Source organism: Candidatus Rhodoblastus alkanivorans, from assembly GCF_022760755.1.
Taxonomy (GTDB): Bacteria; Pseudomonadota; Alphaproteobacteria; order Rhizobiales; family Beijerinckiaceae; genus Rhodoblastus; species Rhodoblastus alkanivorans.
Window position 1 is genome coordinate 2,179,318 of the sequence record NZ_JAIVFP010000001.1, and the last position, 24,510, is coordinate 2,203,827.

A 24,510-nucleotide genomic window follows, 5' to 3' on the forward strand; every position below is an offset into this window, starting at 1 on the left:
TGCGCCAGGATTGCGTCCAGCAGTCAGGAAAACCGGGCGTCCATATCCTCGCGGCGCCGGCGGAGGTCGCGGCGGCCGCGCGTTGCCGGCGTCGAAGGATGTGCGCCCGTCCCGGAACGATCCACGACGGGCATGGCCTGACGGTCTCTCAGCTCTGAGGAAGCTGTCCGCCGGGCGTCAGCTTGTCGATCAGATGGGGCAGGGCCTGGGCCAGAAGCTGTGACATCTGGGCCGGGTCGATGCCGGCCTGCTGGGCAATTTCCGCGATCTTGCCCTGGCCGATGACCGAATTGATCTGATCGGCGGTGATCGGCTGGTTCTGCCCCGTGCCAACCCAGGAATTCGCCTGCTGGCCGAGGCCGGCGTTGCGGAACTGCTCCAGAAGCGAACCAAGGCCGCCGGAAACGGCGGCGCCTGAGGCCGCGCCGGCGAGCGCGCCGCCGAGTTGGCTGTTGGCGACGCCGCTCAACATGCCGCCGAGCTGGCCGAACAGGCCGCCGCCGGAGGCCGGCGGCTGTTGCTGTGGCGCCGGCTCCGGCGCGGGAACGGGCGCGTCTTGTTTGCCGCGGCCGAAGAAATGGCCGAGAATCAAGGCGCCGGCCGCGATCAGCAGGGGCTTGGTGAAATCGCCGCCGGGGACAGCCTTATTGGTTTCGCTGACGGCGTCGTCGAGTAAACCCATGATTTCCTCCTCAAGAGAGGCGCTCCGTCACATCTGACGGCCGGCGCAGTCTGTCTTTCCCGAAACTTTCGCGCAAGTGACGAATTTCTCTTTTATAGAGGTCGAGTCTGCGCTCAACTAAGGCGCGTTTACCCCAATTCCGGGCGTGCCGCGGACATTCGAAGCCTGCGTTCGAGGAGACAGGTCATGGGCATTCTGAGCTGGATCATTTTCGGCCTCATCGCCGGCTTCATCGGCAGCAAGCTGGTCAATAAGGAAGGCCAGGGCATGTTGATGAACATCGTGCTCGGTATCCTCGGCGCGGTCGTCGGCGGTTACATCGCCACTTTGCTCGGCATGGGCGGCGTCAACGGCTTCAACATCTATAGCCTGATCATCGCGATCGGCGGAGCCGTGGTGGTGCAGGTGATCTATCGCGCCTTCACCGGCAGCAGCAGGCTGTAACGAAACCTTCGTCCCAGCGTCTTCCGGCGAAATGCGCCGCCCGGGTTCGCGCCGGCGCCTTTCCTGTTGCGCGGCCGCGGCGGGCGTACTACTCAACGGCGCCTCTCCGGCAAGTCGAGTAGAGCACAGGAACCCATGGCAGAGCCAAGCCGAGCGCCCGAAGCGCGGACATCCGTCGCGGGCGCGCATTTTCTGATTGTCGAAGCGCGGTTCTACGATTCCATCGGCGAATTGCTGCTCGACGGCGCGACGCGGGCCCTGGACGAGGCCAAGGCGCGTTGGACGGTCGCGCGCGCGCCAGGCGCGCTCGAAATTCCGGCCGCGATCGCCATCCTGCTCGACGCCGCTGAAAAGGCGGGCGCGCCCTATGCCGGCGCTGTCGCGCTCGGCTGCGTGGTGCGCGGCGAGACTTACCATTTCGAGATCGTCGCGGGCGAAAGCGCGCGGGCGCTCATGGACCTCGCGGTCGCGCGGAAAATTCCGCTCGGCAACGGGATTCTCACCACCGAGAACGAGGATCAGGCCGTCGAACGCGCCGACCGGAAAAAACTCGACAAGGGCGGGGACGCCGCCCGCGCCGCGCTCGCCATGTATCGTCTGAGAGAGGGAGCGCACTGATGGCGGCCGAAAATCGCTCCGCCGCGCGGCTCGCCGCCGCCCAGGCGCTTTACCAGATGGAGCTGACCGGCAAGGGGCTGAACGAGATTTTCGCCGAATTCGAGACCTGGTGGATCGGACGCGAGGTCGAGGGCGAACAGTACAAGCCGGCGGAAATCGCCTTTTTCCGCTCGATCGTCGCCGGCGTGCTGGAAAATCAAGTCGAGATCGACCGCGCGGTGGACCGGACGCTCGCCGAGGGCTGGCCTTTGCGCCGGGTCGAGGCGCTTATGCGCGCCATTCTGCGCGCCGGGGCCTTCGAACTGATGCGCCGCGCCGATATTCCGGCGCGGGTGGCGATCAAGGAATATGTCGATGTCGCCGGGGCATTCTTCGCGCGCGACGAAGCCGGCATGATCAACGCCGTGCTCGACGCCTTGGCGCGCAAATGCCGCGCCGAGGAATTTTCGGCCTGACGCAAGACCAAGGGGGAGGTTTCTTGGACGAAGCTGACCTCATCGCCCGTTATTTCGCGCCTTTGGCGGGGCCGGGGGGGCTTGGGTTGCGCGACGACGCGGCGCTTGTCGCGCCGCCGGCGGGGGCGGAAATCGTGCTCACCGCCGACGCTTTGGTCGCGGGCGTGCATTTCTTCGCGGGCGATCCGCCGGAGGCGATCGCGGCCAAGGCGCTCGCGGTCAATCTCTCCGACCTCGCCGCCAAGGCGGCCGATCCGCTCGGATTCCTGCTCACCATCGCCCTGCCGGGCGACTGGACGCCGCAATGGCTTGAAGTCTTCGCCAAGGGCCTGGGCGATCTGGCGCGCGAATCGCGCTGTCCGCTGCTCGGCGGCGATACGGTGGCGACGCCCGGGCCGCTGACCTTGTCGATCACGGCGCTGGGATCGGTCCCGGCCGGACGGATGATTCGGCGCGCGGGGGCGAAGCCTGGCGACCGTCTTTATGTTTCGGGAACGATCGGCGACGCGGCTTTGGGTCTTGCCCTGCGCCGGGCCGAGCTGGAGGGCGCGCCGGCCCCGCCATGGGTGGATGCGCTCGACGCCGCGCAAAAGGCGCATCTCGTCCGCCGCTATCTGGTCCCTGAGCCAAGGCTCGCCCTGACGCCAGCCTTGCGCGCCTGCGCCAGCGCGGCGATGGACGTTTCCGACGGCCTCGCCGGCGACCTGAGCGCCCTTTTGCGCGCGTCCGGCGTTGGCGCGCGCGTCGATCTGCGCGAGGCGCCGCTTTCGCCGGCCGCCGCCGCCGCCCTGCGGGCCGATCCCGGCCTGTTCGAGATCCTGTTCTCCAGCGGCGACGACTACGAAATTTTATGCGCGGCGGCGCCGGAGCAGGCCGTGCGTTTCGAGGCGCTGGCCGGGGGCGCCGTCACGGCGATCGGCGAGGTCGGGCCGGCTTCCGCAGGCGCCGTCTTCCTCGGGCCAGACGGCGATAAGCTGAATTTCGCGCGGGACCGCTACAGCCACTTCTGATTCTTTCCAAAGCCGGCCTATTCGACCAACGACGGAGCGGTTTTGATCTGGCGGGGCCTTGGCCGGCGTTGCGGGCGCGCAAGCTTTGTGGAAGATTGCGCGCAACAAAAATTGATCCCGGACATTGCCAGCGCCGGGGAGGATGCGTCAGCTTTTGCCCGGCCAGGGTGAATTGATGAAAAAGGGGCGGAACGAATGGCAATTTGGCTCATCATTCTGTGCGGGCTTCTGTCCGTCGTCTATGGCGTCGTCACCATTCAGAAGGTGATGGCGGCGGACGCGGGCTCGGCGCGAATGCAGGAAATTTCGGCCGCGATCGCGGAAGGCGCGCAGGCCTATTTGAAACGGCAATATGCGACCATCGCCGCCGTTGGCGTGGTGATCTTCATCATTCTCATGTTTCTGCTCGGCGTGAAAACGGCGATCGGCTTCCTGATCGGCGCGGTCCTCTCCGGCTCCGCCGGCTTCATCGGCATGAACGTCTCGGTCCGCGCCAATGTGCGCACCGCCCAGGCCGCGACCAAATCGCTGGCCGGCGGCCTCGACATCGCCTTCAAGGCGGGCGCGGTGACCGGCCTGCTGGTCGCGGGCCTCGCTTTGCTCGGCGTGTCGGTCTATTTCTGGGTTCTGACCGGCCCGATGGGGCTTTCCGTCAATAATCGCGAAGTCATCGATTCGCTGGTGGCGCTCGGCTTCGGCGCCTCGCTGATTTCGATCTTCGCGCGTCTTGGCGGCGGCATCTTCACCAAGGGCGCCGACGTCGGCGCCGATCTCGTCGGCAAGGTCGAGGCGGGAATCCCCGAGGACGACCCGCGCAATCCGGCGACCATCGCCGACAATGTCGGCGACAATGTCGGCGACTGCGCGGGCATGGCGGCCGACCTGTTCGAGACCTATGCGGTGACGGTCGTCGCGACCATGGTTCTGGCGGCGATCTTCTTCAAGGGTTCGGGTTCGCTGGAAGCGGCCATGCTTTATCCCTTGGCGATCTGCGCGACCTGTATCGTGACTTCGATCGCCGGCGCCTATTTCGTCAAGCTCGGCGCCAATGGTTCGATCATGGGCGCGCTCTACAAGGGCCTGATCGTCACCGGCGCGCTGTCGGTGGTCGGCCTCGCCATCGCGACCACTCTGCTGCCCGGCTGGGGCTCGATCGGCGAGGTCGCGGGCCATGCGGTCACCGGCGCCAATCTGTTCTTCTGCGGCCTGGTCGGCCTCGCGGTGACCGGCGCCATCGTCTATATCACCGAATATTACACCGGCACCGGCAAGCGCCCGGTCGTCTCGATCGCCCAAGCCTCGGTCACCGGCCACGGCACCAATGTCATCCAGGGCCTCGCCGTGTCGCTGGAATCGACGGCGCTGCCGGCTCTGGTCATCGTCGCGGGCATCATCTCGACTTTTCAGCTCGCCGGCCTGTTCGGCACCGCCATCGCGGTCACCACCATGCTCGGCCTCGCCGGCATGATCGTGGCGCTCGACGCCTTCGGCCCGGTCACCGACAATGCTGGCGGCATTGCCGAAATGGCAGGGCTGCCCAAGGAAGTGCGCCAGTCCACCGACGCGCTCGACGCCGTCGGCAACACCACCAAGGCGGTGACCAAGGGCTACGCCATCGGTTCGGCCGGCCTTGGCGCCCTGGTGCTGTTCGCGGCCTATACCAACGACCTGCGCGCGTTCATCGACCAGGGCCTGCCCTATTTCAAGGATGTCGGCAACGTCAACTTCGACCTGTCCAACCCCTATGTCGTGGCGGGCCTGATCTTCGGCGGCCTGATCCCTTATCTGTTCGGCGGCATCGCAATGACCGCGGTGGGCCGGGCGGCGGGGTCGGTGGTCCAGGAAGTCCGACGCCAGTTCAAGGAAATGCCCGGCATCATGGAAGGCACGACCCGGCCGGACTATGGCCGCGCGGTGGACATGCTGACCAAGGCGGCGATTCGCGAGATGATCATTCCGTCGCTGCTGCCGGTGCTGGCGCCTCTGGTGGTCTATTTCGGCGTGCTGTTGATTTCCGGCAGCAAGGCCTCGGCCTTCGCGGCGCTCGGCGCCTCGCTCCTCGGCGTCATCGTCAACGGCTTGTTCGTCGCCATTTCGATGACTTCCGGCGGCGGCGCCTGGGACAACGCCAAGAAGAGCTTTGAGGACGGCTTCATCGACAAGGATGGCGTCAAGCACTTCAAGGGCAGCGAGGCGCACAAGGCCTCAGTGACCGGCGACACCGTCGGCGACCCTTACAAGGACACCGCCGGCCCGGCGGTGAACCCCGCGATCAAGATCACCAATATCGTCGCGCTGCTGCTGCTCGCCATCCTCGCCCATCAGGGGATGTGATCGCCGCGGCGCTTCGGAGAGCTCGGCTTAAGGACCCCGCGGATCGCTTCCGTGGGGTTTGTCGTCGGTTATGCGCGATCGTCGCAAATGGCGCCGGCAATTCTGCTGTATTCGTCGAGCGCGGCCCTGAGGGCAAGTTTCGCCTCGGTGATTTCGGCTTCATTGCCGCTCTTGAGCGCCTGAAGCAGCCGTTCCTCGGCGTCCCTGAGCAAAGTTGAGGCCGAATTGAAGCGCGGAAAATCTGGCTGGTCTTCGATACCCATGGCGTCGCCGCCTCATTTCGAAGGGCGCTCCTCTCGGAGCGCCTTGACCGCCTCCATCAGGTCGCGTGTGACGCGCCGCAAGCCGTGGAGCTGATCGACGAGATCGAGAACGATCGGAATGCCCTCGCGATTGACGCCGAGGTTTCGCAGGTCGCGGATGAAATGCGCCCTTGCGAGGTCGACGTCCGAAAAATCGCGTCCGGCTTCGGTTTCGCGCGGCAGGAGCCAGCCTTCCGCACACCAAATTTCGAGTTCTTCCGCTTCGATCCGCGCCTGAAGAATGAATGTGCGGCTCTGCATCGTCATGTCTCCGTGGTCTGGCGGGGGCTATATTCTCCGCGCCAGCCGGCGACGAATTTTTCAAGTTCCGGATCAGGTTTTTCCGGCAACATGATCTTCAGTGTGACGAATTCGTCGCCGCTGGTTCGGTCGAGCCGCCGCGCGCCTTTGCCCCTCAGCCGCAGCACCGCGCCCGTATTCGTCCATTTCGGCACTTTCATCATGACCTTGCCGGTCGGGGTCGGCACGACGACCTCTCCCCCGAGAACCGCCTCGCTCAGCGAGATCGGCAGTTCGAGATGGATGTCGTCGCCCTTGCGGGTGAAAATGCGGTGCGGACGGACCTGGATTTCGATCAAGGCGTCGCCGGGAGGCCCATTGCCGAGCCCCGGCCTTCCCTTGCCGCGAAGCCGCAGAATCTGGCCTTCGTTCGTGCCCTCAGGGATTCTGACGTCGAGCGCGGAGCCGTCCGGGAGCACGATCTGCCTTTCGCCTCCGTTGATGGCCTCGAGAAAATCCAGTTCGAGCCGATATCGAATGTCGGCTCCCCGCATATGGGCGCGGGCCCGGCCCGCGCGGCTGAACACCTGCGAGAGAATGTCTTCGGCGTCGCCGAAATCCTCATATCCGGCGTCGCTGGCGTAGGGAGAGGCGCGATCCGAGAAATCGCGATAATAATGATGCGCCGGCCGCTCGGCGCCCGACGCGTCGATCTCGCCGCGATCGAATCGGGCGCGTTTTTCCGGATCGCCCAGAATGTCGTAGGCGGCGGTGACCTCCTTGAAGCGCTCCTCGGCCTTGTCGTTCCCGGGATTTAGGTCCGGGTGCAGCTTCTTCGCGAGCCGCCGGTAGGCTTTCTGGATTTCGTCCTGGGAGGCCGATTTTTCGACGCCTAAAGTGAGGTACGGATCCGCGGACAAGCGGGCCTCCCGTCACGATGAGAACAAGGGACGCCAAGCTTAGTTCGAAGCCGGCTCGAAAGGCAACTGACGGGACGCGTCAGCGCGCGGGCGCTCGCCGCACGGCGCGGGCTCGCCAAAGTCGCTGATTGCCGCGATCGATTGTCAGAGCTTGTACTGGAACTTGCCCATCTGGCCGAGAAGGGTCTGGAGCAGGCGGTTTTCGCCGCCGCCGGTGACCGTCTTATTGGTGGTGAAATCGACCACCCTGCCATCCTTCAGCCCGTAATTGGCGGTGCGGACGACCTTCTTGCCGCTGTCGAAATAGACCGCGAACACCCGTTGTTTGGTGACCTTCGCGGGCATGGCCGGAATCATGCGCTCGACCCGCTGGCTGATATAATACCAGGCCTCCAGGCCCACGGTGGAGGTGGTGGAAGGCGTGCCGAGCAGAACCAGCACCTGTTCGGCGGGCATGCCGGGGCGGATCTGCGCGACGGTCTGGTCGTCGAATATATAGCCGCGATGGATGACGGTGTCGTCGAGCGTGGAGCAGCCCGAAAGCGAGGCGAGAGGCAGCGCAATGGCGAGGGCAAGAGCGCCGCCGGCGAGGATCCGGCGCGGATGAACCCGATCCTTGCGCCAATTCATCTTCGCCCGCATCCAGACTCTCCGCATTTTCCCGCAAGTTTATCGCGTTCGCTCTGGCGTGCGCCAGACCCTCCCGCAATTTTACCCTTGCATCCCATCGCGCACACGCCTACCCCCCGGCGAGGGCAAAAGCAAGGCCAAGGCTCCGACGGCGCGCGGCGCGCCAGGCGAATTGTCACGGGAACGAACAGCATGATTTTCGGTCTTTTCCGTAAAGACCCGCTGGAAGATCAGGTCGCGCGGCTGCATCGCGCGGTCATCTCCCAATCGCGTCTGGCGGCTTTTTTCCTGCCGCCCTATGACGTCGCGGACACATTCGAGGGACGTTTCGAGATTGTCACCCTCAACGCCGGCCTGCTGTTGGGGCGCCTGAGTCTCCTGCCCGAGCCGGGGCCGGCGCTTGCGCAATCCTTGGCCAACGCCATTTTCTCCGGTTTCGACGACGCCTTGCGCGAGGTCGGCGTATCGGACGTCGGGGTGCCGAAGAAAATGAAGAAGCTCGCCCGGGCTTTCATGGGGCGGGGGAACGCCTATGCGCAGGCTTCCGCCGAGGGCGAGGAGGCGCTGGCGGCGGCGCTCGCCCGCAACGTTCTGGACGGGAACGGCGACGGCGCGCCGCTCGCCGCCTATTTCCTGCGGGTCAGGGCGACGCTCGACGAGACGCCCCTGGAAGTCTTTTTGCGCGGCGAGGCTCCTTTTCCGCCGCCCTGACCCGGTTTACCCAAGGCCTGACCCGGTTTACCGAAGGATTGTGCTCCGGCCGCAAGTCCATGCGAGGCGCCGACAGAGAAACTAAGGAGGGAAGCGATGATTGAAGCCCATGATTCAACGGGCGCGCCGCCCTTTTTCCGGCCACTGGCCGTCGAATCGGTCGGGGAGAACGGCCTGCGCCTCGATCTGGAGGCGAGCGAGGCGGAATGCGCGGCCCTCGCTGCTCAGGACGGCCTCATCGCCATCCGCAGGCTGCGGGTCGAGGCCGACGTGACGCGCCGCGGACGCGACCGGCTGCTCGTCAGGGGGCGCGTAGGGGCCATTGTAACCCAGAGTTGCGTGGTCTCCCTGGAGCCGTTCGACTCGGAAATCGACGAAGAATTCGAGGTGGAATTCGCGCCGGAAGCCGAAGCCGAGGCGGCCTATGCCCAGGCCATGGCCGCGATCGAGGCCGCTCACGACAAGGCGGCGGCGCTCGCCGCGCAGCCCGATCCGCCCGACCCGATCATCGGGGGCCGTATCGATCTCGGCGCGCTGGCGGCGGAATTCCTCGCGCTCGGGCTCGATCCCTATCCGCGCAAACCCGGCGTACAATTCGCCCCCCTGATCGAGGACGCCGGCGAAGAGCCCTCGCCCTTCGCCGCTCTGGCGAAGCTGAAAAAGGAATGAGGGCCGTGCCCGCAAAGGCCGGGCAGGGCTTGCCAAGCGCCGCGCAACGTCTATTGTCCCGCCCTCCTGGAGCATGATCCCCAAAAGCGGGACCCACTTTTCGGGATCATGCTGAAACGAAGACCTTCGACCGAGCCGAAATCGGAGTTTGACGGGAATGGAAAAGCCTGTGCGGATCGCGCTCGACGCCATGGGCGGGGATTTCGGCCCCTCCGTCGTCGTTCCTGGCGCCGCCATGTTTCTTGAGCGCTGTTCCCACACCCGCTTTCTGATGTTCGGCGATCGCGAGAAGATCGCACCCTTTCTGAGAGCCCATCCCCGGCTCGCGGAAGCGACCGAGGTGCGCCACACCAGCGTCGCGGTGGGCATGGCCGACAAGCCGAGCCAGGCCCTGCGCGCGACCCGGCGCAGTTCCTCGATGTGGATGGCGATCGAGGCGGTCCGCGACGGCGCGGCCGACTGCGCGGTTTCAGCCGGCAACACCGGCGCGCTCATGGCCATGTCGAAGGTCTGCCTGCGCAGCATGGCGCAGATCGACCGCCCCGCGCTCGCCGCTCTGTGGCCCACTTTGCGCGGCCGCTCCATCGTTCTCGACGTCGGCGCGACCATCGGGGCCGACGCCCAGCATTATGTCGATCTCGCCATCATGGGCGCGGCCATGGCCCGCAGCCTGCTCGACGTCGAGCGGCCGACCGTCGGCCTGCTCAACGTCGGGGTCGAGGAGGTCAAGGGCATCGAGGAGGTCAAGGCCGCCTCGCGCCTGCTCCAGGCAATCGACTCGCCGCTGCTCGATTATCGCGGCTTCGTCGAGGGCGACGACATCGGGCGCGGGACGGTTGACGTGGTGGTGACCGAAGGTTTTACCGGCAACATCGCCCTCAAGACCGCCGAAGGCACCGCCAAGCAGATCCGCGCCTATCTCAAGCATTCATTGTCCGCCAATTGGAAGAACAAGCTCGGCGCCCTTCTCGCGCGCGAGGCTTTTGAAGACTTGAAAGCGAAACTGTCGCCGCGCGACGCCAATGGCGGCGTCTTTCTCGGGCTCGACGGCGTGGTCATCAAGGCCCATGGCGGCGGGGACGCCAACGCTTTCTCGGGCGCCATCGAGATTGGCTGCTACATGGTCCGCCACGGGCTGCTGCAGAAGATCGGCGACATGATGTCGCTCGCCAACGAACACGCCGCCGCGCTGGAAGGCCTCGCCGAAACGGCGCCCGCCGCCGAGGCGCAAGAGGCTGTGACGAATGCGCCGCCGCCTGACGCGGCATGAGACGAGGATCGGAAATCCCCAATTGACGCAAGAAGTAAAAAGACTGCGCTCGGTCGTGACAGGCGTCGGCTCCGCGCTGCCGCGCCGCTGCGTCACCAATCGGGAGCTGGAGGGCCAGGTCGACACCTCGGACGAATGGATCGTCCAGCGCACCGGCATCACGCAGCGCTATATCGCGGGCGAGGGCGAGACGACGTCGAGCCTGGGCGCCGCGGCGGCGCGGGCGGCGATGGCCAAGGCGGGCTGCGCGCCGGAGGACATAGACCTCATCATCTGCGCCACCTCCACGCCGGACCTCACCTTTCCCTCGGTCGCGACCATGATCCAGGCGGAGTTGGGCGTCCTCGGCGGCGTCGCCTTCGATGTCCAGGCGGTCTGCGCCGGATTTGTCTTCGCCGTCGCGACGGCGGACAAATTCCTCACGTCCGGCTCGCACAAACGCGCTCTCATCATCGGCGCCGAGACCTTTTCGCGGATCATGGACTGGCAGGACCGCACTACCTGCGTCCTGTTCGGCGACGGCGCCGGCGCGCTGGTGCTGGAGGCGCGGGAAGGCGAGGGGACCAACGCCGATCGTGGCGTGCTCTCAAGCAAGTTGCGCTCGGATGGCCGCTACAAATCGAAACTCTATGTCGATGGCGGCCCTTCGACGACGCAGACCGCCGGCCATTTGCGCATGGAGGGCAAGGAAGTATTCCGCTTCGCCGTGGGCCATGTCACCGACGTGATGACCGACGCCTTCAGCGAGGCCGGTCTGACGGTGGAAGACCTCGACTGGTTCGTGCCGCATCAGGCCAACCAGCGAATCATCGACGCCTCGGCGCAAAAGCTCGGCATTGCCCCGGCCAAGGTGGTGAAGACGGTGCAATGGCACGGCAATACCTCGGCAGCCTCGATTCCGCTCGCGCTCAGCGTTGCCTGCGAGGATGGTCGAATCAAGCCCGGCGACCTCGTGATGATCGAGGCGATCGGTGGCGGATTCGCCTGGGGCGCGGCCCTGATCCGGTGGTGAGAAAGCGCCGGATCTAGGGGGCCGTTCGTGCGGTCTACGTACAATCCGCAATGGCCATCACGTTGGAAGGCCTTGATCCAAAAGCGCATAAGTGCGTCAATAGGACGTTAGCCCGGGCGGCTGGGATACCAAGAGCGCGATCTTTTCCGGGAGCTGATTGAATGGCGACACAGGTTTTGGAAACGAAAAAGATAACAACGCCCGCCCCGGCGGCGGGGGTTCCGGTGGAAGAACGCAAGCAAACCGTGACCCGGTCCGATCTCGCCGACGCGGTGTTTCGCCGGATCGGTCTGTCGCGGCTGGAATCGGCGCAACTGGTCGAAATGGTGATCGACGAGATCAGCGACGCGGTGTTGCGTGGCGAAAATGTGAAGCTCTCTGGCTTCGGCACCTTCATTCAGCGCTCCAAGCGCGAGCGCGTCGGCCGCAATCCGAAGACCGGCGTCGAGGCGACGATTTCGCCGCGCAAGGTCCTGGTGTTCAAGGCCTCCCACATCATGCGGGACCGCATCAACCAGGATTGACGCCGGAGCAGGCGATGGACAAGACCCAGGACGCCTTTCGCACGATCGGCGAAGTCGCTGAGGAGCTAGATCTTCCACAGCATGTCCTTCGATTCTGGGAGACCAAGTTCAACCAGATCCGCCCGGTGAAACGGGTCGGGGGGCGGCGTTATTACCGCCCGGAGGATGTGCAGCTCGTCGCGGCGATTCGCATCCTTCTGTATAGCGAGGGCTATACGATTCGGGGCGTCCAGCGCATCCTGAAGGAGCAGGGCGTCCGGGCGCTGATCGCGGCGTCGCGGGCCAATGGGCGCGAATTGCCGCCGGCGCCCACGGAAGACGCCGACGGCGCGGCGCAGGACGAGCGCGCCCAGCCGACGGAGCCCGCCTTCGAGGGCGCCGCCGACGCCGCGGCCGAAGGCGGGACCTCTCTATCGCCGCAGGATCGCTGCCGCCTGGAGGCCATTCTTGTCGAACTCGACGAGGGCGCGCGCATCCTGGAGGAAGCGCGGCGGCGCTGACAGCTCCCGCCACGCTTTTTTGTCGGCCCGGCGTTGCCAGCCCGAAAAGCCTTCTCTATAAGGCGGGGAGTCGGAGTGTAGCGCAGCCCGGTTAGCGCACTAGTCTGGGGGACTAGGGGTCGTGGGTTCGAATCCCGCCACTCCGACCATTTAACCGCTTGAAGTGGTTACAAAAAAGCCGCGTCCGCAATGGCGCGGTTTTTTGCTGAAATGGAACAAAACAGCCCCAAAGTCCCGAAACCGGCGCAAAAAGTCCCGAAGTTTTCCAGAAGTTTGTTCGTGGCCCGTTCCGCCGCTGGCCTACGACGATTTCCGTGATACGCCCGGCGGAAAGCAGGGGGCTTCGCAATGATCGTTCGCCTAACCGAAAAGCAGCACCGAGCCATGCAGTTCGGCCCCGGCGCGCTCGCCGCGCGGGGTGATTTGCAACGTAATTTTGAGGAAGCGACCCGAACGGGGCGTGATGCCGACGCGCGCTTGTTCGAGCGCGATCTGCGGACAATCAACAAGTTCATCGTCAAACTCGGGCTGGACTCGGAAGCCAACCGGACCTTGTCCCGATGACGAATATAGACGTGAGCCGGATCGGGGATTTCGTCGAGCTAAAGATTGAAAATCCTAGCGGGGAGCCTTTCACATTAAAGTTCCCGGCGGATGCGGCGATTCAAGTTGGCGCCGCCATGATCGGTTGTGTCGAAACTGAAATCTCTGGGTCGTTGTTCGATCATGTGCAAATGATGTCGCTGCACAATCCGCGTTTCGAGATCAGGCGAACCGACGCCGGGCAAACGGTTTTTGCGTTTTTACCCAACAAGATGCGGCCTATAATTATCCAGATGGACAAGGAGAACGCTGAGGCGTTCGCGGAGGAATTGTCTATCGTTTGAGGCCGCTGGTCAGTCGGTTTTGGCCTTTTTCGTTTTGGCCTTTTTCCGACGCTTGGCGCGCGCCTGGGCGGCGGCGTCCATGCCGGCGGGCGTTCTCTCGGCTTCAGCTTTTCGCGGAAAGTCGGTTGATTTCTCTCCGCAGTAACCGCCCCGTAGCCACGTAGGTTTCCCGAGCCGGCCGCCCTTTCATGGGAGGAGCGCGATGGAGACATAGCATCGCCGATGCGCGGGACTGGACGTGCATCAGAAGGAGATCGTGGCCTGTCGGCGGATCGTATCCGGCCCGAAAGCCAGATCGGAGCCGGCTGTCATTCGCATCCTCTTCCGGTGCGCATAATGCCCCAGCAACCGGCGTCAGGGTCATGCCGAGGAAGGCCGTGGGAGGGTCATGGGAAGCCAACTGCAAATGTTATCCCGTCGCCGCTAATCGGCCGATCGAGCGGCGCCGGCGTCAAGACCTCGTCTCATTGCGCAAGATAGAAACTCCCCCCGCCTTCAGGGCATGGTCGAGGCAAAGGCGCAACTTTTCTCAATTCACGCAAGTTTTCCGTAATTGTACGGATCCGCTGGCGGCTTTCGTTGTCACGTCGGAGCTCCAATATTGGATTTAACGGCGAACGGCGCCCGAATAAGCCTTTCGGCGTGACTGGCGTCGCAGTCGCGCCGCCAGCGGGCGGCGCCGGGCCGCCGTCGCGTTTCACCATGAGGCCAAGCCATGCAGACGCCGCCGGAAGTTGCTTTTCATCACTTCGAGCCGTCGGACGCCGTGCGCGCCGAGGTCGCGCGGCAGCTCGAAAGACTCGAAAAATTTAGCGACCGCATCACCTCCTGTCACTTCGCCGTCACCAAGAACGCCCGGCGTCAGCACGGCGATCTCTTCCATGTCGCGTTGCGCGTCGCCATGCCGGGTCGCAAGGATATTGTCGTGGACAAGTCGCATGGCGACGCGCCCGAACATGAGCATGCCCTCGTGGCGGTACGCGACGCCTTCGACGCCGCGATCCGCCAGATCGAGGACGCCATGCGCGATCTGCGCGACAAGGTGAAGCTGCACGAAGCGCCGGCGCATGGCCGGGTGGCGCGTTTCCTCGCCGGCGAGAATTGCGGCTTCATCGAAACGCCGGACGGACGAGAAATCTATTTTCACCGCAATTCGGTCGTCGAGGGCGATTTCGACAAGCTCGAAACCGGCTCGGAAGTCCGCTTCGTCGAGGAGATCGGCGAGAAGGGGGCTCAGGCCAGCACCGTTCGCGTCATCGGCAAGCATCACCTCCCGTGACGAGGACGGGTTCAAGTCCGGAGGCCGGTCATGAAACTCAGTTCAAGCGCCTTTCGCGATGACCAGGACGTGCCCCCGCGCCACACTTGCGACGGCGAGAATCTGTCGCCGCCGCTGGCGTGGAGTGGAGCCCCGACCGGCACGCGCAGCTTCGTCCTGCTCTGCGACGATCCCGACGCGCCGCGGGGGATGTGGCGGCACTGGGCTGTTTACGACCTTCCCGCCGATTGTTTGGCGCTGCCCGAAGGCGCCGCGAAAGGCGGCGGCGGGTCCAGGCTTAAGCAGGGCGTGAATGATTTCGGCGACGCGGCCTATGGCGGGCCCTGCCCGCCGCATGGGCATGGGACGCATCATTATCATTTCCGCGTACTGGCGCTTTCCATAGAGAAGCTGGATCTACGCCCCGACGCGACCTGTCGCGATGTCGAACATGCGCTCGACGGGCATATTCTCGCTCATGCGTCTCTCGTCGGCCTTTATCGGCGATGACCCGTGCGCCAAAAAGTCCGGCCTCGCCTGAAAAAGTCCGTAACGAGGACATTGCGCGCGCATTTGACGAGGTCGCCGAACTCCTCGATCTGGAAAACGACAATCCCTTCCGCGTCCGCGCCTATCGAAATGCGGCGCGCACCCTGCGCGGCGCGCGCGAAGAGGTCGCCGACATGATCGCACGTGGCGGCGATCCCGACGACCTCCCTGGCATCGGCAAGGATCTCGCGGCGCAAATCGGCGAAATGGTCGCAAGCGGGCGTTTGTCGCGGCTCGATCGGCTGCGCCCGGAAGTTCCGGCGCTCGCGCTGGAACTCAGCCACGTCCCCGGCGTCGGCCCGCGCCGGGCGATGGACCTGTGCGAGGGTCTGAAGCCCCGGCCGCGGACGCTCGATGACGTTCTCGCGGCTGGTCTTGACGGAAAGGTGCGGGCCTTGCCGGGGTTCGGGGCGCTGAGCGAGCAAAAGCTTGTCGAAAGGCTGCAGGCAGAGCGGCGGCAGGACAAGCGTTTCAAGCGCGCGAGCGTCCGGCCCTATGCTGAGGCTCTGGTGGAGCGCCTGCGCGCCGACCCTTCCGTGGAGGCGGCTGAAGTCGCGGGCAGCTACCGAAGGGGTAAGGAAACGGTCGGCGATCTCGACCTTATCGCCGTGTCGGAAACGCCGGCGCGGGTGACGAAGAATTTTGTCGCGGCGCCAAATGTCGATCATGTCCTCGCCGAAGGCCGGACCAAGGCCAGCGTCGTTTTGAAAAGCGGCGTCCAGGTCGATCTGCGCGCCGTGGCTCGCGAAAATTTTGGCGCGGCGATGCTCTATTTCACCGGCTCGAAGGCGCATAACATCGCATTGCGCCGCCTGGCGCAGCAGCGCGGACTGAAGATCAATGAATATGGGGTGTTTCGCGGCAAGGAGCGTCTGGTCGGCGCGGACGAGGCCGAGATCTACCGGCTTTTCGACCTTGCCTATGTCCCGCCTGAATTGCGCGAGGACAGCGGCGAAATCGAAGCCGCCGCGCGCGGCGCCCTGCCGCGCCTCGTCCGCCTCTCCGACGTGAAGGGCGACCTGCACGTCCACACCAACGTCAGCGACGGCGCCAATTCCTTGAGCGAAATGGTTCAGGCCGCGCGCGAGCGCGGGCTGGACTATATCGCCGTCACCGACCATTCCCAGAGCATGCGCATCGCGCATGGGCTGAACCGCGAAAGGCTTCTCGCGCAAATCGACGCGGTCGACCATTTTAATGCGGAAAATCCTGGGTTTAAAGTGCTCAAGGGCGCCGAGGTCGATATTTTGCCGGATGGAGCGCTCGATCTCGCTGACGATCTTTTGCACCGTCTCGATCTGGTCGTCGCGGCCATTCACTCCGATTTCGGCCTGCCTCGCGAGAAGCAGACGGAACGGATCCTGCGGGCGCTGGACAATCGTTTTGTCTTCATTCTCGCCCATCCCACGGGCCGCCTGCTGTTTGAGCGCGACGCTTACGATATCGACATGGCGCGAGTGCTGCGCGCCGCCCATGCGCGTGGGAGCTGCCTCGAAATCAACGGACAGCCCGATCGTCTCGATATCAACGACGCATATTGCCGCATGGCGAAAAGCGAAGGGGTTCGGCTAAGCGTCGATTCCGACGCCCATGGCGCCCGCGATTTTATAAATCTGGAATATGCTGTCGCGCAGGCGCGGCGCGGCTGGCTCGAGGCGGGCGACATCGTCAATGCGCTGCCGGTCAGCGAATTGAAGGCGCTCATCGCGGCTTCGCGTTGATTTGGAAGGACGGATAGAATGACGACCTTGGCCATTGTCGATCCGCCTCTGCGGCGGCTGTTCTCGCGTCTCGACTTCGCGCCTCGACCGGTTCAGCAAGGCCTGTCCGAGCTCCTGGCGAACTGGGAGGCGCTGCGCGCCGGCGCCGTCGCGCCGGCTTTGGCGGCGGCGGAAGAAACAGTTCCGGCCAATGGCTTCGTCTTCGCCAGAGATGACAGCGAGCGTGATTTTCTTTTGCGGCGCGCGTCGATTGGCCTTGAACGTCTGACCGGCTTAACCGAGGCGGGCGCCCGGCTGAGCGCGTCGCCCGAGCCTCGCCACGCCGTGAGGCTGCGACGGTTGTTCGAAACCGTCCTCAATACGGGAGAGCCGGTGCTCGCCGAATTTTCGGCCGAAACCCACGAAGAAGCCGGTCTCGTCGTCGATCTTCTGGCGGCGCCGCTCGCTTCCTCCGATGGCCGGATCGTCGGAATCCTTGGCGGTTGCGAATTGCGCCGCTCTCTCGGCGGCGAACCGCCGCTCCGGCGCCACGCCGCGCGCATCGACGAACCCGTTATTTTCGCGCTGTCGCGAATGGCCGCTTTGGCCGAAACGGTCGCCCATTCTCTCGGAACGACGGTCTCGGCGCACGAAGAACGCCGTTTCGAAGACGGCGAGCACAAGATCAGGCCTTTAGTCTGCGTCCGCAACCGCGACGCTTACGTCTTCGCCGATCTCGGCTCCTCCGGCGGCGAAAGCGTCAACGACAAGCTTTGCAAGCTCCTGTTCTTCATTGGCGCGCTCAAACAATCGGCGGCTGCGCGGGTGAATGTCATCGCGCCCTATCTTTGCTATGGCCGCAAGGAGCGCCAGACCAAGCCGCGCGATCCGGTTGCGACGCGTTATCTCGCGCAAATGTTCGAAGCAGTGGGATGCGATTGCGTCATCACCATTGCGGCGCATGACCTGGCGGCTTTCCAGAATGCGTTCCGTCGTGAAACGGAACATCTCGATTTTCACGCGCTTTTCGCGCGCACGCTCGCGCCGCATCTCCGGGGCGAAGAGGTTGCGGTCGTCACGCCCGATCCCGGCGGCGAGAAACGGGCGGAGCTTTTTCGCGAAACGCTCGAACGCATCCTCGACGCGCCGGTGACCAAAGCGCTGGTGGACAAGAAGCGCAGCATGGGAAAGGTGACCGGCGATCTGTTCGCCGGCGACGTCGCCGATCGAACCGCGATCATCATCGATGACATGATCGGCACGGGCGGCACGATGAGCCGGGCGGCGCTGGCCTGCCGCCGCCACGGCGCCAGGCGGGTTATCGCCGCCGCCGCGCATGGCTTGTTCAGCCCCGGCGCGGAAAATTTTCTGCGCGACCCGTCGATCGACCGGATTTGGGTCGCGGACAGCCTGCCGCTTCCGGCTTTGACGAAGGACGCGATCGCGCAAGGCAAGCTGCGCATCGTCGCGACCGCGCCTTTGCTCGCCGACGTGATTCACGCGCTCCATTCCGGCGGATCGATCAACGATCTACAGGAACACGCGGTCAGCCCCTTCCCGGGCGCCTGACCATGGCCCTGCTACGGCGCCGCGCCCGAGGCGTCGAAACGATCGAGCCCCTTTTCGGCCAGCGCGAGATATCGCGCCGCCAGCGGCTCCCATTTTTCCGGCTGACGTGGCTTGGGATCGAGCAAATGAGCAAGCGACAGCCGCACGCGCAGCAGTCCCTTGCGGGCGTAATGGAGATGGAACAGCCGCTGCGGCGGGGCTTCGCCCATTTCGCTCATGATCCGCGCGAATAAGTCCGGTCCCAAAGTCAGCGCGCCGAGCAACTCGCATTCGAGCCCGAGAAAGGCGATTTCCTCGACCGGATCGGTCAGACGCAGATCGGCGCTGAATTCGAGGCAGTCGAAAATGTCGATGCCGTCGGTGAAGCAGATATGTTCGGGACGAAGGTCGCCGTGCCCGTCGATCAACTGCCGTTCGTTCGCCCGCGCCTCTAGCAGCGCTCTTGCGCCGCTCAGGGCGGCGTCCATCCGCTGGAGAATGACGGGCACGCGGCCATGGTCGACCGCGAAGCGGCGGCGCGTCAGAATCCGTTGATTCTCGACCTGTTCGATGCACAGTCTCTCGAAATAGGCGGAACCCGAAATTTCGCCGCGCGTCGCGCCGCGGAAAAAGTCGGCGAGACGGGAGGCGAGACGTCCAACTTTATCCTGCGCGAGCGGGCCGGACGCGAGCAGCCGATCGAGCATAAGCTCCTCAGGCAAGCGCCGCATCACGACCAGCCATTCGACAACCTGCCCTTCTGCGCCGAGGCTCAGGCTTCCGCCTGGCGATAGCGTCAGAGCCTTGACGCCAAAATAGACGTCGGGCGCCAGACGCCGGTTGAGAGCCACTTCCGCAAGGCAATTCGTCTTCCGGGCGTCAAGCGTCGTAAAATTCAGGACGGGAGTTTCGATGGGCTTCTTGAATTTGTAAACCCGGTCGCCGACCAGGAAGACAAAAGACATATGCGTTTCAACGACCTCAACCTTCGCTCCCGCGACGCCATAGGAAGACGGGTCGCTCAGGAACCGGAGCTTTTCCGCAAGTCCGATTTCTCGCGCCGGGACGTCGGCGCCCGTCTTCGAAAAACCCACAGCCAAGACCTGAACTCCGCGAGAAAACGCCGCATTCTCCACCGCCCGCCGCCATCGGACAAGGGCTCTAGGTCTCCGCGCTCCAAAGCGGAAGGGACCTGAGGAATTTCGGAAAGCTGATGTTTGCGACGGTGTCCAGGTCGAGTTTCCGAAGCGCGGCCTCGACCCGATCAAGGCTTTCATTCTCGACGCAAAAGCTCATCCAAACCGCGCCGGCGATCTCGAGCCGGACAAGTTCCGCGCGACATGCGCCGGTCAAGAAGGATCGGCGCGACTTTTTCACCGGCACGGCTCGAAACGCAGGGTCGCGGCCCACGATCCTTTCCAGGAAATCTTCCAAATCGTACGACGGGCGACGCGCAACAGGAGGCGCCAGATCCAGAACTTCGAAAAAATCACGAATATTCGTTGCGGACAGCGGAAAGCCTTGTTTTAAGGCGACTTCCCAAAGCTCAAGCCCGCTCGCCGCAGTCGCTTTCAGCCGCTTCACGTCAAGCAGGCCATCGCGGATCTTGGCGTTGTGAGGCGAACGGACATGCGCCAGGTAAAGCTCCTCGCCGCAATGGGCTGGAGCCTCGAACGCCAACCCGAACTTCGCGCCAATTTCAGCAAGGTCGGGACCGAAGGTTCGCCATTCCCAGCGCGGCGGCGAATTCACGCGATCCGCATGGGGCGCCGATTTTTTTGCCGCGCCTTCGCCGAGGCCCATGTCGCGTTTTCCTCAGCCTGACAGGCGCATGAACATCATTGTCCGATCGTCACCGGGACCCTGCGACAGCCGAAATTCCCGATTCCATCCTCGAAACGGCCAGCGATCGCCGCGCCGCAACCGGGACAGAAGCCGCCCTGCGCCAGCGCGTGACGTTTGATGTCGTACCAGTCGCGCTCGATCAACGGCTCATGGCAATGCGGGCAAAAGGTCGTATCGCCGGCCGCGTCGTGAACATTGCCGAGGTAAACATAGTCAAGGCCCGCTTTCATCGCGATTTTTCGGGCGCGCGAAAGCGTTTCGGGCGGCGTCCGCGGCGTGTCGAGCATTTTGTGGGCGGGATGGAAGGCCGAAAAATGGAGCGGCACATCGCGCCCCAGCTCCCGCGCCACCCAGTTCGACAGCGCCGTCAGCTCCTCGTCCGAGTCATTTTTCCCCGGAATCAGGAGCGTGGTGATCTCCAGCCAGACATCGGTTTCGTGCTTCAGATAGAGCAGCGTATCGAGCACGGGCTGCAGATGGGCGGCTGTCAGCTTGAAATAAAAGTCGTCGGTGAAGCCCTTGAGATCGATATTGGCGGCGTCGATCTTCGAGTAAAAATCACGCCTCGCCTTTTCGTGCATATAGCCGGCCGACACCGCGACCGTCTTGATGTTGTGGGCATGGCAGGCGTCGGCCACATCCATGGCGTATTCGAGGAAGATGACAGGATCGTTATAGGTGAAGGCGACGCTGCGGCAGCCGTGCCGCGCGGCGGCGGCGGCTATGGCCTCGGGCGAGGCCTGATCCATGAGCGCGTCCATGTCGCGCGTCTTGCTGATGTCCGAGTTCTGGCAGAACCGGCAGGCGAGATTGCAGCCGGCGGTCCCGAAGGACAGGACACTGGAACCCGGGTAGAAATGATTGAGCGGCTTTTTCTCGATAGGGTCGATACAAAAGCCCGACGAGCGCCCATAGGTCGTCAGAACGATTTCATCGCCCTCGCGCATCCGGACGAAACAGGCGCCGCGCTGCCCTTCATGCAATTTGCAGTCGCGCGGGCAGACGTCGCATTGGATTCGTCCGTCCTCGATCCTATGCCAGTAATGGGTGGGATGATGTTCCGACATGATTACGCCGTCCGCCCAGCTTCGGGCTCGCTCCATTTGGCGACCTGATATCGATAAAGCCGGATTTCGTCCGACCAGAAATCTTTCGGCAACCTCGCTTTCAGCTTGAGATGGCCGAGGAAATCGCGGCCGTCGGGGAGTGCTTCCCAGACCTGCGGCAGGAAGGTTCCACGATGGCGACCCCATTCCAGCACGATTCCATCGACATGGGGCCTGATCCGTTCCAGCGCCTCGGCCTCCGAGCGCGCCGGCAGGGGCTCCCGCGCCGAAAGCAGGGAAACCTCGATGCGGGTGCTGTCCAGCTCATCGGCGCCGAGCGGCGGAAAGCGCGGGTCGCGAAAAGCGGATGCGCGCGCATTGGCCGTCACATCCTCCAGCAAGGGGCGATAGGCCTCGATGCTGCCAATGCAGCCGCGCAAATCGCCGTCCTGCATCAAGGTGACGAAACAGGCGCCGTTGTCGCGGAGCCAAGAAGCCGTTTGATCGGCGCAAGCGGCCGGGGCAAAGGCGCTCGCAATCGAGGCCCGCGCGAGACCGAGCAGAACCGGTCCGCGATTTTCATTCATGGCGGCGTCAGTCATCGTGTGAGTCTTGGCTTTCCATAAATTCGATGGCGGCGTAGCCGACGACTCGCCGCCGGTCTCCAGCTGTGTCTCCCGAGTTGCAAAGGGACACGAGCTTTGGCGCCAGCCTATGGCGGTTTGCCGCCAGCAACAGCCCGTTGATCGGCAAGGCGCCGCAGGCCTGTTCAAAACTGTCGAGCAGCCGGTAGCCAAGGATTCGCTCGACCGTCTCCTGATCCGCTTGTCTGGCGGCGGCATAGGGGAGGTAATGCGACAGATCGGAGCTGATGACGATCAAAGTTTCCGGACCTCCCCATAAGACTTCGAGGACATCGGCGACCTCCTTGGCCGTGGCGTCGCCGACGGCAAGCGGGACCAGGGTAAAATCGCGCAGGACGCTTTGCAGGAAAGGCAGTTGCACTTCCAGCGAATGCTCCTGCGCATGCGCGGCGCCGCTCACGACCACTTGGGGCATATCCGCCAGCGCGCGAATGGCGTCCCGGTCGATGGGGACCTCGCCGAGCGGCGTCGCGAAACTTTCCGCCTCGGGCAGCGCCAAGCCGCGAACCGGCGCCCGATGCGCGGGGCCAAGCAAAATCACCCGCCGGATGGTCCCGGCCTGCGCGGCCAGTTGGGCATAGGCCGGTCCGGCGACCGGGCCTGAATAGACATAGCCGGCATGTGGCGCGATCAAAGCCTTCACCGGTCCGGCCTCGATCGAGGCCTCCGGCGATTTCAGAAGCTGCGCCACCGTCTGCCGAAGGATTGCGGCGTCAGCCGGATAGAACATCCCCGCAGCGGCGGGTTCACGAACCATGGATGTTGATTCTCCCATGAGAAGCCCATGCTTCTCCATTGCATCCCATTTAGGAACGAGCGGGCGTTTTTTTAGTGCCTATGTTAATTTCCGGCGTCGGGCGAGGCCTTGTTCAAGGACGAAAGGACCGCCGCACCATGTTCGAAACGCTGAAAGCGGCCTTTACCACGCTCCTCGTCACGATCGATCCTCCCGGCGTCGCGTCGGTGTTCCTGGCGCTGACGGCGGGGATGAGTTTTCAGGCGCGGCGCGAGGTCGCTTTGCGCGCCATCAGCATCGCTTTCGCCGTTTTGGTCCTGTTCGCTTTTGCGGGGCGTCCGATCCTCAATCTTCTCGGCATTTCGATCGCGGCTTTCCAAATCGCGGGCGGTTTGCTGCTTTTCCATATCGCAGTGGAAATGGTTTTCGGACGTGAGGAGCGCAACAAAAAGGATTTCGCCAGCCAGGCCATCACGCATGACCATATCAGCAATATCGCGGCCTTTCCCCTCGCCATCCCCTTGCTCGCGGGGCCGGGCTCAATCACCGCGACGATTTTGCTCGCGGAACGCGCGGACAATCATTGGTCCCTATTTTTCGCTCTCGCCGCCGTCATCGCTTCGATCATGGCGATCACCTTTCTCGCCTTCCTCTTCGCGGATTGGTTTGGACGGCTCCTCGGCGCCACCGGCCGGATCGTCCTCAGCCGGATGCTCGGCGTGATCCTCTCCGCCCTCGCCGCGCAATTCGTCATCGACGGCGTTTCGACAGTGGCCGTTTTGCGGAATCCGCCAGGCTGACGATCGCCGGAACGATTTTCTGGCGGCAGATATGGCCATGGAACAAGGAAAAGTGACCGCAATTTTCGATCAGGACATGGCGGCGGCGTTCGGCAGCGGCGTGGCCGACGAGATCGAGCGCGGCGCGGGTCTGGCCCGGCGGCGCAAGATCGTCGGCGCCGCCTTCGATCGCCAGCACGGAAGTCGACACGATCGCGCGCGGATCGACGCGGCGCCCGCCCACGATCAGCGCGCCACGCGCCAGCGCCCGTTCGTGGAACACCGCCTGAACGTCTTCCAGCACAAATTCCTCCGTCAGATCCATCAATGTCGAGATCAAGGTCCAGAACGGGAAACGCAGCGGCGCCTCGCCATCGTCGAACAGCAGCTTCCAGAACAATTCTCCCTGTCGAAGCAGATGCCGCTCAAGATAGGTGAGAAAGCTTCGGAATTGGCGTTCCCTCGCATAGACGCGACGACCGCTTCCGGGATATCCGGGCGGCGCCGGTTCGATCAGATTGTCGCGGATCCAGTCCAGCGAGCGCGCCCCTAACGCCTGCGCGACCCCCGATGGATTGGCGGCAGGGTCGATCGGCCCTCCGATCAGTGTCAGCGAGCGGGGAACGGCGTCTGGCTCGTCAGCCGCCAGCAAGGCTGTCGCGGCAAGCGCCGGCGAAGCCGCCTGGCACACCGCGACGACATGCGCATCGCGTCCGCAGGCGCGGATCATTTCGACCAGGCTCAGGACGTTTTCGCTAAAGCCGAACCGCCCGGCGTCGAGCGGGACGAACCGCGGGTCCAGCCAATCGGCGACGGCGACTTTGTCGGCATGACGCAGCAGCGCGACGACCAGATCGCGCATCAGCGCCGGAAAGGCGCCTGCAAGCGGCGGAACGACCAGAAACTTCCTGTCGGCGCCAGCCTTCCCGCGCGTAAAAACCGTGAGTGAAGCAAAAGGCAGATCGAGCAAGGCCGTCTCCTCGACGGCGAAGATCTTGTCGTCGGACCGAACCGAGGAAATCCTGAACGGCTTTCTCGCCGCGCGAAGGATGTCCGCGCGTCTGATTTCCCGGGCTTCTGACAGTTCCGCGCCGGCGGCCATTGCCCTCTCCGCTGCGCTGAGATCGGCGTGGAAACGACGTTTCCGGGGCGATGCGCAGGACATCGGCGGGGTCGATGATACCCGCCTCGCCCCGA

29 protein-coding genes and 1 tRNA gene are annotated in these 24,510 nt (G+C 64.1%); 19 read left to right on the forward strand and 11 right to left on the reverse strand.

Annotated elements, in window-relative coordinates:
- Positions 1 to 148: 148 nt before the first annotated feature.
- Positions 149 to 682, reverse strand: a complete 534-nt coding sequence (locus K2U94_RS10210) for a YidB family protein (RefSeq protein WP_243067108.1) — start codon at positions 680 to 682, stop codon at positions 149 to 151.
- A gap of 186 nt (positions 683 to 868) precedes the next feature.
- On the opposite strand from K2U94_RS10210, the gene K2U94_RS10215 reads away from it, so the two are divergent.
- The 5 genes from K2U94_RS10215 to K2U94_RS10235 all read left to right on the forward strand — a co-directional run bounded on the left by K2U94_RS10215 (position 869) and on the right by K2U94_RS10235 (position 5,543).
- Positions 869 to 1,126, forward strand: coding sequence for a GlsB/YeaQ/YmgE family stress response membrane protein (locus tag K2U94_RS10215; RefSeq protein ID WP_243067109.1), 258 nt, complete (start codon positions 869 to 871; stop codon positions 1,124 to 1,126).
- 135 nt (positions 1,127 to 1,261) lie between these two features.
- On the forward strand, positions 1,262 to 1,744 hold the full coding sequence (gene ribH, locus K2U94_RS10220; RefSeq protein WP_243067110.1) for a 6,7-dimethyl-8-ribityllumazine synthase: 483 nt from the start codon (positions 1,262 to 1,264) through the stop codon (positions 1,742 to 1,744).
- Positions 1,744 to 2,199, forward strand: coding sequence for a transcription antitermination factor NusB (gene nusB / locus K2U94_RS10225; protein ID WP_243067111.1), 456 nt, complete (start codon positions 1,744 to 1,746; stop codon positions 2,197 to 2,199). The genes ribH and nusB overlap by 1 nt, the downstream gene beginning before the upstream one ends.
- Positions 2,172 to 3,209, forward strand: a complete 1,038-nt coding sequence (thiL, locus tag K2U94_RS10230; RefSeq protein WP_425332516.1) for a thiamine-phosphate kinase — start codon at positions 2,172 to 2,174, stop codon at positions 3,207 to 3,209. The genes nusB and thiL overlap by 28 nt, the downstream gene beginning before the upstream one ends.
- A gap of 195 nt (positions 3,210 to 3,404) precedes the next feature.
- On the forward strand, positions 3,405 to 5,543 hold the full coding sequence (locus tag K2U94_RS10235) for a sodium-translocating pyrophosphatase (RefSeq protein WP_243067113.1): 2,139 nt from the start codon (positions 3,405 to 3,407) through the stop codon (positions 5,541 to 5,543).
- A 68-nt stretch (positions 5,544 to 5,611) separates the two neighbouring features.
- Here the strand turns inward: K2U94_RS10235 and K2U94_RS10240 are convergent, their stop codons facing one another.
- From K2U94_RS10240 to K2U94_RS10255, 4 genes are all read right to left on the reverse strand, one after another.
- Entirely contained in the window at positions 5,612 to 5,806 is a 195-nt protein-coding gene (locus K2U94_RS10240; RefSeq protein ID WP_243067114.1) for a DUF4175 domain-containing protein, read from the reverse strand.
- A 12-nt stretch (positions 5,807 to 5,818) separates the two neighbouring features.
- Complete coding sequence (locus K2U94_RS10245) at positions 5,819 to 6,106, reverse strand: MerR family transcriptional regulator (protein ID WP_243067115.1); 288 nt, start codon at positions 6,104 to 6,106, stop codon at positions 5,819 to 5,821.
- Between the two features lie 2 nt (positions 6,107 to 6,108).
- Positions 6,109 to 7,005, reverse strand: a complete 897-nt coding sequence (locus K2U94_RS10250) for a DnaJ C-terminal domain-containing protein (protein WP_243067116.1) — start codon at positions 7,003 to 7,005, stop codon at positions 6,109 to 6,111.
- Between the two features lie 144 nt (positions 7,006 to 7,149).
- Positions 7,150 to 7,647 (reverse strand): outer membrane protein assembly factor BamE, encoded by a 498-nt coding sequence (locus K2U94_RS10255; protein WP_243067117.1) that lies wholly within the window; start codon positions 7,645 to 7,647, stop codon positions 7,150 to 7,152.
- Between the two features lie 180 nt (positions 7,648 to 7,827).
- Between K2U94_RS10255 and K2U94_RS10260 the strand changes: the two genes are divergently transcribed.
- The 13 genes from K2U94_RS10260 to prs all read left to right on the forward strand — a co-directional run bounded on the left by K2U94_RS10260 (position 7,828) and on the right by prs (position 18,284).
- Positions 7,828 to 8,346 (forward strand): ubiquinol-cytochrome C chaperone family protein, encoded by a 519-nt coding sequence (locus K2U94_RS10260; protein WP_243067118.1) that lies wholly within the window; start codon positions 7,828 to 7,830, stop codon positions 8,344 to 8,346.
- A 96-nt stretch (positions 8,347 to 8,442) separates the two neighbouring features.
- Positions 8,443 to 9,015, forward strand: coding sequence for a YceD family protein (locus K2U94_RS10265; protein ID WP_243067119.1), 573 nt, complete (start codon positions 8,443 to 8,445; stop codon positions 9,013 to 9,015).
- Positions 9,016 to 9,172: 157 nt separating this feature from the next.
- A complete protein-coding gene (gene plsX, locus K2U94_RS10270) occupies positions 9,173 to 10,285 on the forward strand; it encodes a phosphate acyltransferase PlsX (RefSeq protein WP_243067120.1) in 1,113 nt (370 codons plus the stop codon).
- Positions 10,286 to 10,307: 22 nt separating this feature from the next.
- On the forward strand, positions 10,308 to 11,297 hold the full coding sequence (locus tag K2U94_RS10275) for a beta-ketoacyl-ACP synthase III (RefSeq protein WP_243067121.1): 990 nt from the start codon (positions 10,308 to 10,310) through the stop codon (positions 11,295 to 11,297).
- Between the two features lie 161 nt (positions 11,298 to 11,458).
- On the forward strand, positions 11,459 to 11,821 hold the full coding sequence (locus K2U94_RS10280; protein WP_243067122.1) for an integration host factor subunit alpha: 363 nt from the start codon (positions 11,459 to 11,461) through the stop codon (positions 11,819 to 11,821).
- Positions 11,822 to 11,835: 14 nt separating this feature from the next.
- Positions 11,836 to 12,321, forward strand: coding sequence for a MerR family transcriptional regulator (locus K2U94_RS10285; protein WP_243067123.1), 486 nt, complete (start codon positions 11,836 to 11,838; stop codon positions 12,319 to 12,321).
- A gap of 71 nt (positions 12,322 to 12,392) precedes the next feature.
- A tRNA-Pro gene (locus K2U94_RS10290) sits at positions 12,393 to 12,470 on the forward strand.
- A gap of 199 nt (positions 12,471 to 12,669) precedes the next feature.
- A complete protein-coding gene (locus K2U94_RS10295) occupies positions 12,670 to 12,885 on the forward strand; it encodes a hypothetical protein (protein ID WP_243067124.1) in 216 nt (71 codons plus the stop codon).
- Positions 12,882 to 13,208 (forward strand): hypothetical protein, encoded by a 327-nt coding sequence (locus tag K2U94_RS10300; RefSeq protein ID WP_243067125.1) that lies wholly within the window; start codon positions 12,882 to 12,884, stop codon positions 13,206 to 13,208. Before K2U94_RS10295 ends, K2U94_RS10300 begins: the two co-directional genes overlap by 4 nt.
- A gap of 715 nt (positions 13,209 to 13,923) precedes the next feature.
- Entirely contained in the window at positions 13,924 to 14,487 is a 564-nt protein-coding gene (locus K2U94_RS10305; protein WP_243067126.1) for an HPF/RaiA family ribosome-associated protein, read from the forward strand.
- A 30-nt stretch (positions 14,488 to 14,517) separates the two neighbouring features.
- Positions 14,518 to 14,976: a YbhB/YbcL family Raf kinase inhibitor-like protein gene (locus K2U94_RS10310; RefSeq protein WP_243067127.1), complete on the forward strand. Its 459-nt coding sequence runs from the start codon at positions 14,518 to 14,520 to the stop codon at positions 14,974 to 14,976.
- Positions 14,973 to 16,736 carry a DNA polymerase/3'-5' exonuclease PolX gene (gene polX, locus K2U94_RS10315; protein WP_243067128.1) on the forward strand — a complete coding sequence of 588 codons (1,764 nt, stop codon included), beginning with the start codon at positions 14,973 to 14,975 and terminating at the stop codon, positions 16,734 to 16,736. The genes K2U94_RS10310 and polX overlap by 4 nt, the downstream gene beginning before the upstream one ends.
- Positions 16,737 to 16,754: 18 nt before the next feature.
- Complete coding sequence (prs, locus tag K2U94_RS10320; protein ID WP_243067129.1) at positions 16,755 to 18,284, forward strand: ribose-phosphate diphosphokinase; 1,530 nt, start codon at positions 16,755 to 16,757, stop codon at positions 18,282 to 18,284.
- An 11-nt stretch (positions 18,285 to 18,295) separates the two neighbouring features.
- Here prs and K2U94_RS10325 read toward each other — a convergent pair whose 3' ends face one another.
- The 5 genes from K2U94_RS10325 to amrB form a co-directional block, all read right to left on the reverse strand.
- On the reverse strand, positions 18,296 to 19,357 hold the full coding sequence (locus K2U94_RS10325; protein WP_243068847.1) for a hypothetical protein: 1,062 nt from the start codon (positions 19,355 to 19,357) through the stop codon (positions 18,296 to 18,298).
- A gap of 67 nt (positions 19,358 to 19,424) precedes the next feature.
- Complete coding sequence (locus K2U94_RS10330; RefSeq protein ID WP_243067130.1) at positions 19,425 to 20,066, reverse strand: hypothetical protein; 642 nt, start codon at positions 20,064 to 20,066, stop codon at positions 19,425 to 19,427.
- A gap of 35 nt (positions 20,067 to 20,101) precedes the next feature.
- Positions 20,102 to 21,175: an AmmeMemoRadiSam system radical SAM enzyme gene (amrS, locus tag K2U94_RS10335; RefSeq protein ID WP_243067131.1), complete on the reverse strand. Its 1,074-nt coding sequence runs from the start codon at positions 21,173 to 21,175 to the stop codon at positions 20,102 to 20,104.
- Between the two features lie 2 nt (positions 21,176 to 21,177).
- Positions 21,178 to 21,741, reverse strand: a complete 564-nt coding sequence (gene amrA, locus K2U94_RS10340) for an AmmeMemoRadiSam system protein A (protein ID WP_243067132.1) — start codon at positions 21,739 to 21,741, stop codon at positions 21,178 to 21,180.
- Positions 21,742 to 21,748: 7 nt separating this feature from the next.
- Positions 21,749 to 22,555 carry an AmmeMemoRadiSam system protein B gene (amrB, locus tag K2U94_RS10345; protein ID WP_243067133.1) on the reverse strand — a complete coding sequence of 269 codons (807 nt, stop codon included), beginning with the start codon at positions 22,553 to 22,555 and terminating at the stop codon, positions 21,749 to 21,751.
- 137 nt (positions 22,556 to 22,692) lie between these two features.
- On the opposite strand from amrB, the gene K2U94_RS10350 reads away from it, so the two are divergent.
- Positions 22,693 to 23,334 carry a MarC family protein gene (locus K2U94_RS10350; protein WP_243067134.1) on the forward strand — a complete coding sequence of 214 codons (642 nt, stop codon included), beginning with the start codon at positions 22,693 to 22,695 and terminating at the stop codon, positions 23,332 to 23,334.
- On the opposite strand, the gene K2U94_RS10355 is transcribed toward K2U94_RS10350, so the two are convergent.
- Positions 23,285 to 24,415 (reverse strand): alpha/beta hydrolase family protein, encoded by a 1,131-nt coding sequence (locus tag K2U94_RS10355; RefSeq protein ID WP_243067135.1) that lies wholly within the window; start codon positions 24,413 to 24,415, stop codon positions 23,285 to 23,287. The genes K2U94_RS10350 and K2U94_RS10355 overlap by 50 nt on opposite strands.
- Positions 24,416 to 24,510 lie beyond the last annotated feature (95 nt).

Coding starts and splice junctions, on each gene's coding strand:
- K2U94_RS10210 (WP_243067108.1), bottom strand. CDS start 682: ATGGGTTTACTCGACGACGCCGTCAGCGAAACCAATAAGGCTGTCCCC.
- K2U94_RS10215 (WP_243067109.1), top strand. CDS start 869: ATGGGCATTCTGAGCTGGATCATTTTCGGCCTCATCGCCGGCTTCATC.
- ribH (WP_243067110.1), top strand. CDS start 1,262: ATGGCAGAGCCAAGCCGAGCGCCCGAAGCGCGGACATCCGTCGCGGGC.
- nusB (WP_243067111.1), top strand. CDS start 1,744: ATGGCGGCCGAAAATCGCTCCGCCGCGCGGCTCGCCGCCGCCCAGGCG.
- thiL (WP_425332516.1), top strand. CDS start 2,172: ATGCCGCGCCGAGGAATTTTCGGCCTGACGCAAGACCAAGGGGGAGGT.
- K2U94_RS10235 (WP_243067113.1), top strand. CDS start 3,405: ATGGCAATTTGGCTCATCATTCTGTGCGGGCTTCTGTCCGTCGTCTAT.
- K2U94_RS10240 (WP_243067114.1), bottom strand. CDS start 5,806: ATGGGTATCGAAGACCAGCCAGATTTTCCGCGCTTCAATTCGGCCTCA.
- K2U94_RS10245 (WP_243067115.1), bottom strand. CDS start 6,106: ATGCAGAGCCGCACATTCATTCTTCAGGCGCGGATCGAAGCGGAAGAA.
- K2U94_RS10255 (WP_243067117.1), bottom strand. CDS start 7,647: ATGCGGGCGAAGATGAATTGGCGCAAGGATCGGGTTCATCCGCGCCGG.
- K2U94_RS10260 (WP_243067118.1), top strand. CDS start 7,828: ATGATTTTCGGTCTTTTCCGTAAAGACCCGCTGGAAGATCAGGTCGCG.
- K2U94_RS10265 (WP_243067119.1), top strand. CDS start 8,443: ATGATTGAAGCCCATGATTCAACGGGCGCGCCGCCCTTTTTCCGGCCA.
- plsX (WP_243067120.1), top strand. CDS start 9,173: ATGGAAAAGCCTGTGCGGATCGCGCTCGACGCCATGGGCGGGGATTTC.
- K2U94_RS10280 (WP_243067122.1), top strand. CDS start 11,459: ATGGCGACACAGGTTTTGGAAACGAAAAAGATAACAACGCCCGCCCCG.
- K2U94_RS10285 (WP_243067123.1), top strand. CDS start 11,836: ATGGACAAGACCCAGGACGCCTTTCGCACGATCGGCGAAGTCGCTGAG.
- K2U94_RS10295 (WP_243067124.1), top strand. CDS start 12,670: ATGATCGTTCGCCTAACCGAAAAGCAGCACCGAGCCATGCAGTTCGGC.
- K2U94_RS10300 (WP_243067125.1), top strand. CDS start 12,882: ATGACGAATATAGACGTGAGCCGGATCGGGGATTTCGTCGAGCTAAAG.
- K2U94_RS10305 (WP_243067126.1), top strand. CDS start 13,924: ATGCAGACGCCGCCGGAAGTTGCTTTTCATCACTTCGAGCCGTCGGAC.
- K2U94_RS10310 (WP_243067127.1), top strand. CDS start 14,518: ATGAAACTCAGTTCAAGCGCCTTTCGCGATGACCAGGACGTGCCCCCG.
- polX (WP_243067128.1), top strand. CDS start 14,973: ATGACCCGTGCGCCAAAAAGTCCGGCCTCGCCTGAAAAAGTCCGTAAC.
- prs (WP_243067129.1), top strand. CDS start 16,755: ATGACGACCTTGGCCATTGTCGATCCGCCTCTGCGGCGGCTGTTCTCG.
- K2U94_RS10330 (WP_243067130.1), bottom strand. CDS start 20,066: ATGGGCCTCGGCGAAGGCGCGGCAAAAAAATCGGCGCCCCATGCGGAT.
- amrS (WP_243067131.1), bottom strand. CDS start 21,175: ATGTCGGAACATCATCCCACCCATTACTGGCATAGGATCGAGGACGGA.
- amrA (WP_243067132.1), bottom strand. CDS start 21,741: ATGAATGAAAATCGCGGACCGGTTCTGCTCGGTCTCGCGCGGGCCTCG.
- amrB (WP_243067133.1), bottom strand. CDS start 22,555: ATGGTTCGTGAACCCGCCGCTGCGGGGATGTTCTATCCGGCTGACGCC.
- K2U94_RS10350 (WP_243067134.1), top strand. CDS start 22,693: ATGTTCGAAACGCTGAAAGCGGCCTTTACCACGCTCCTCGTCACGATC.
- K2U94_RS10355 (WP_243067135.1), bottom strand. CDS start 24,415: ATGGCCGCCGGCGCGGAACTGTCAGAAGCCCGGGAAATCAGACGCGCG.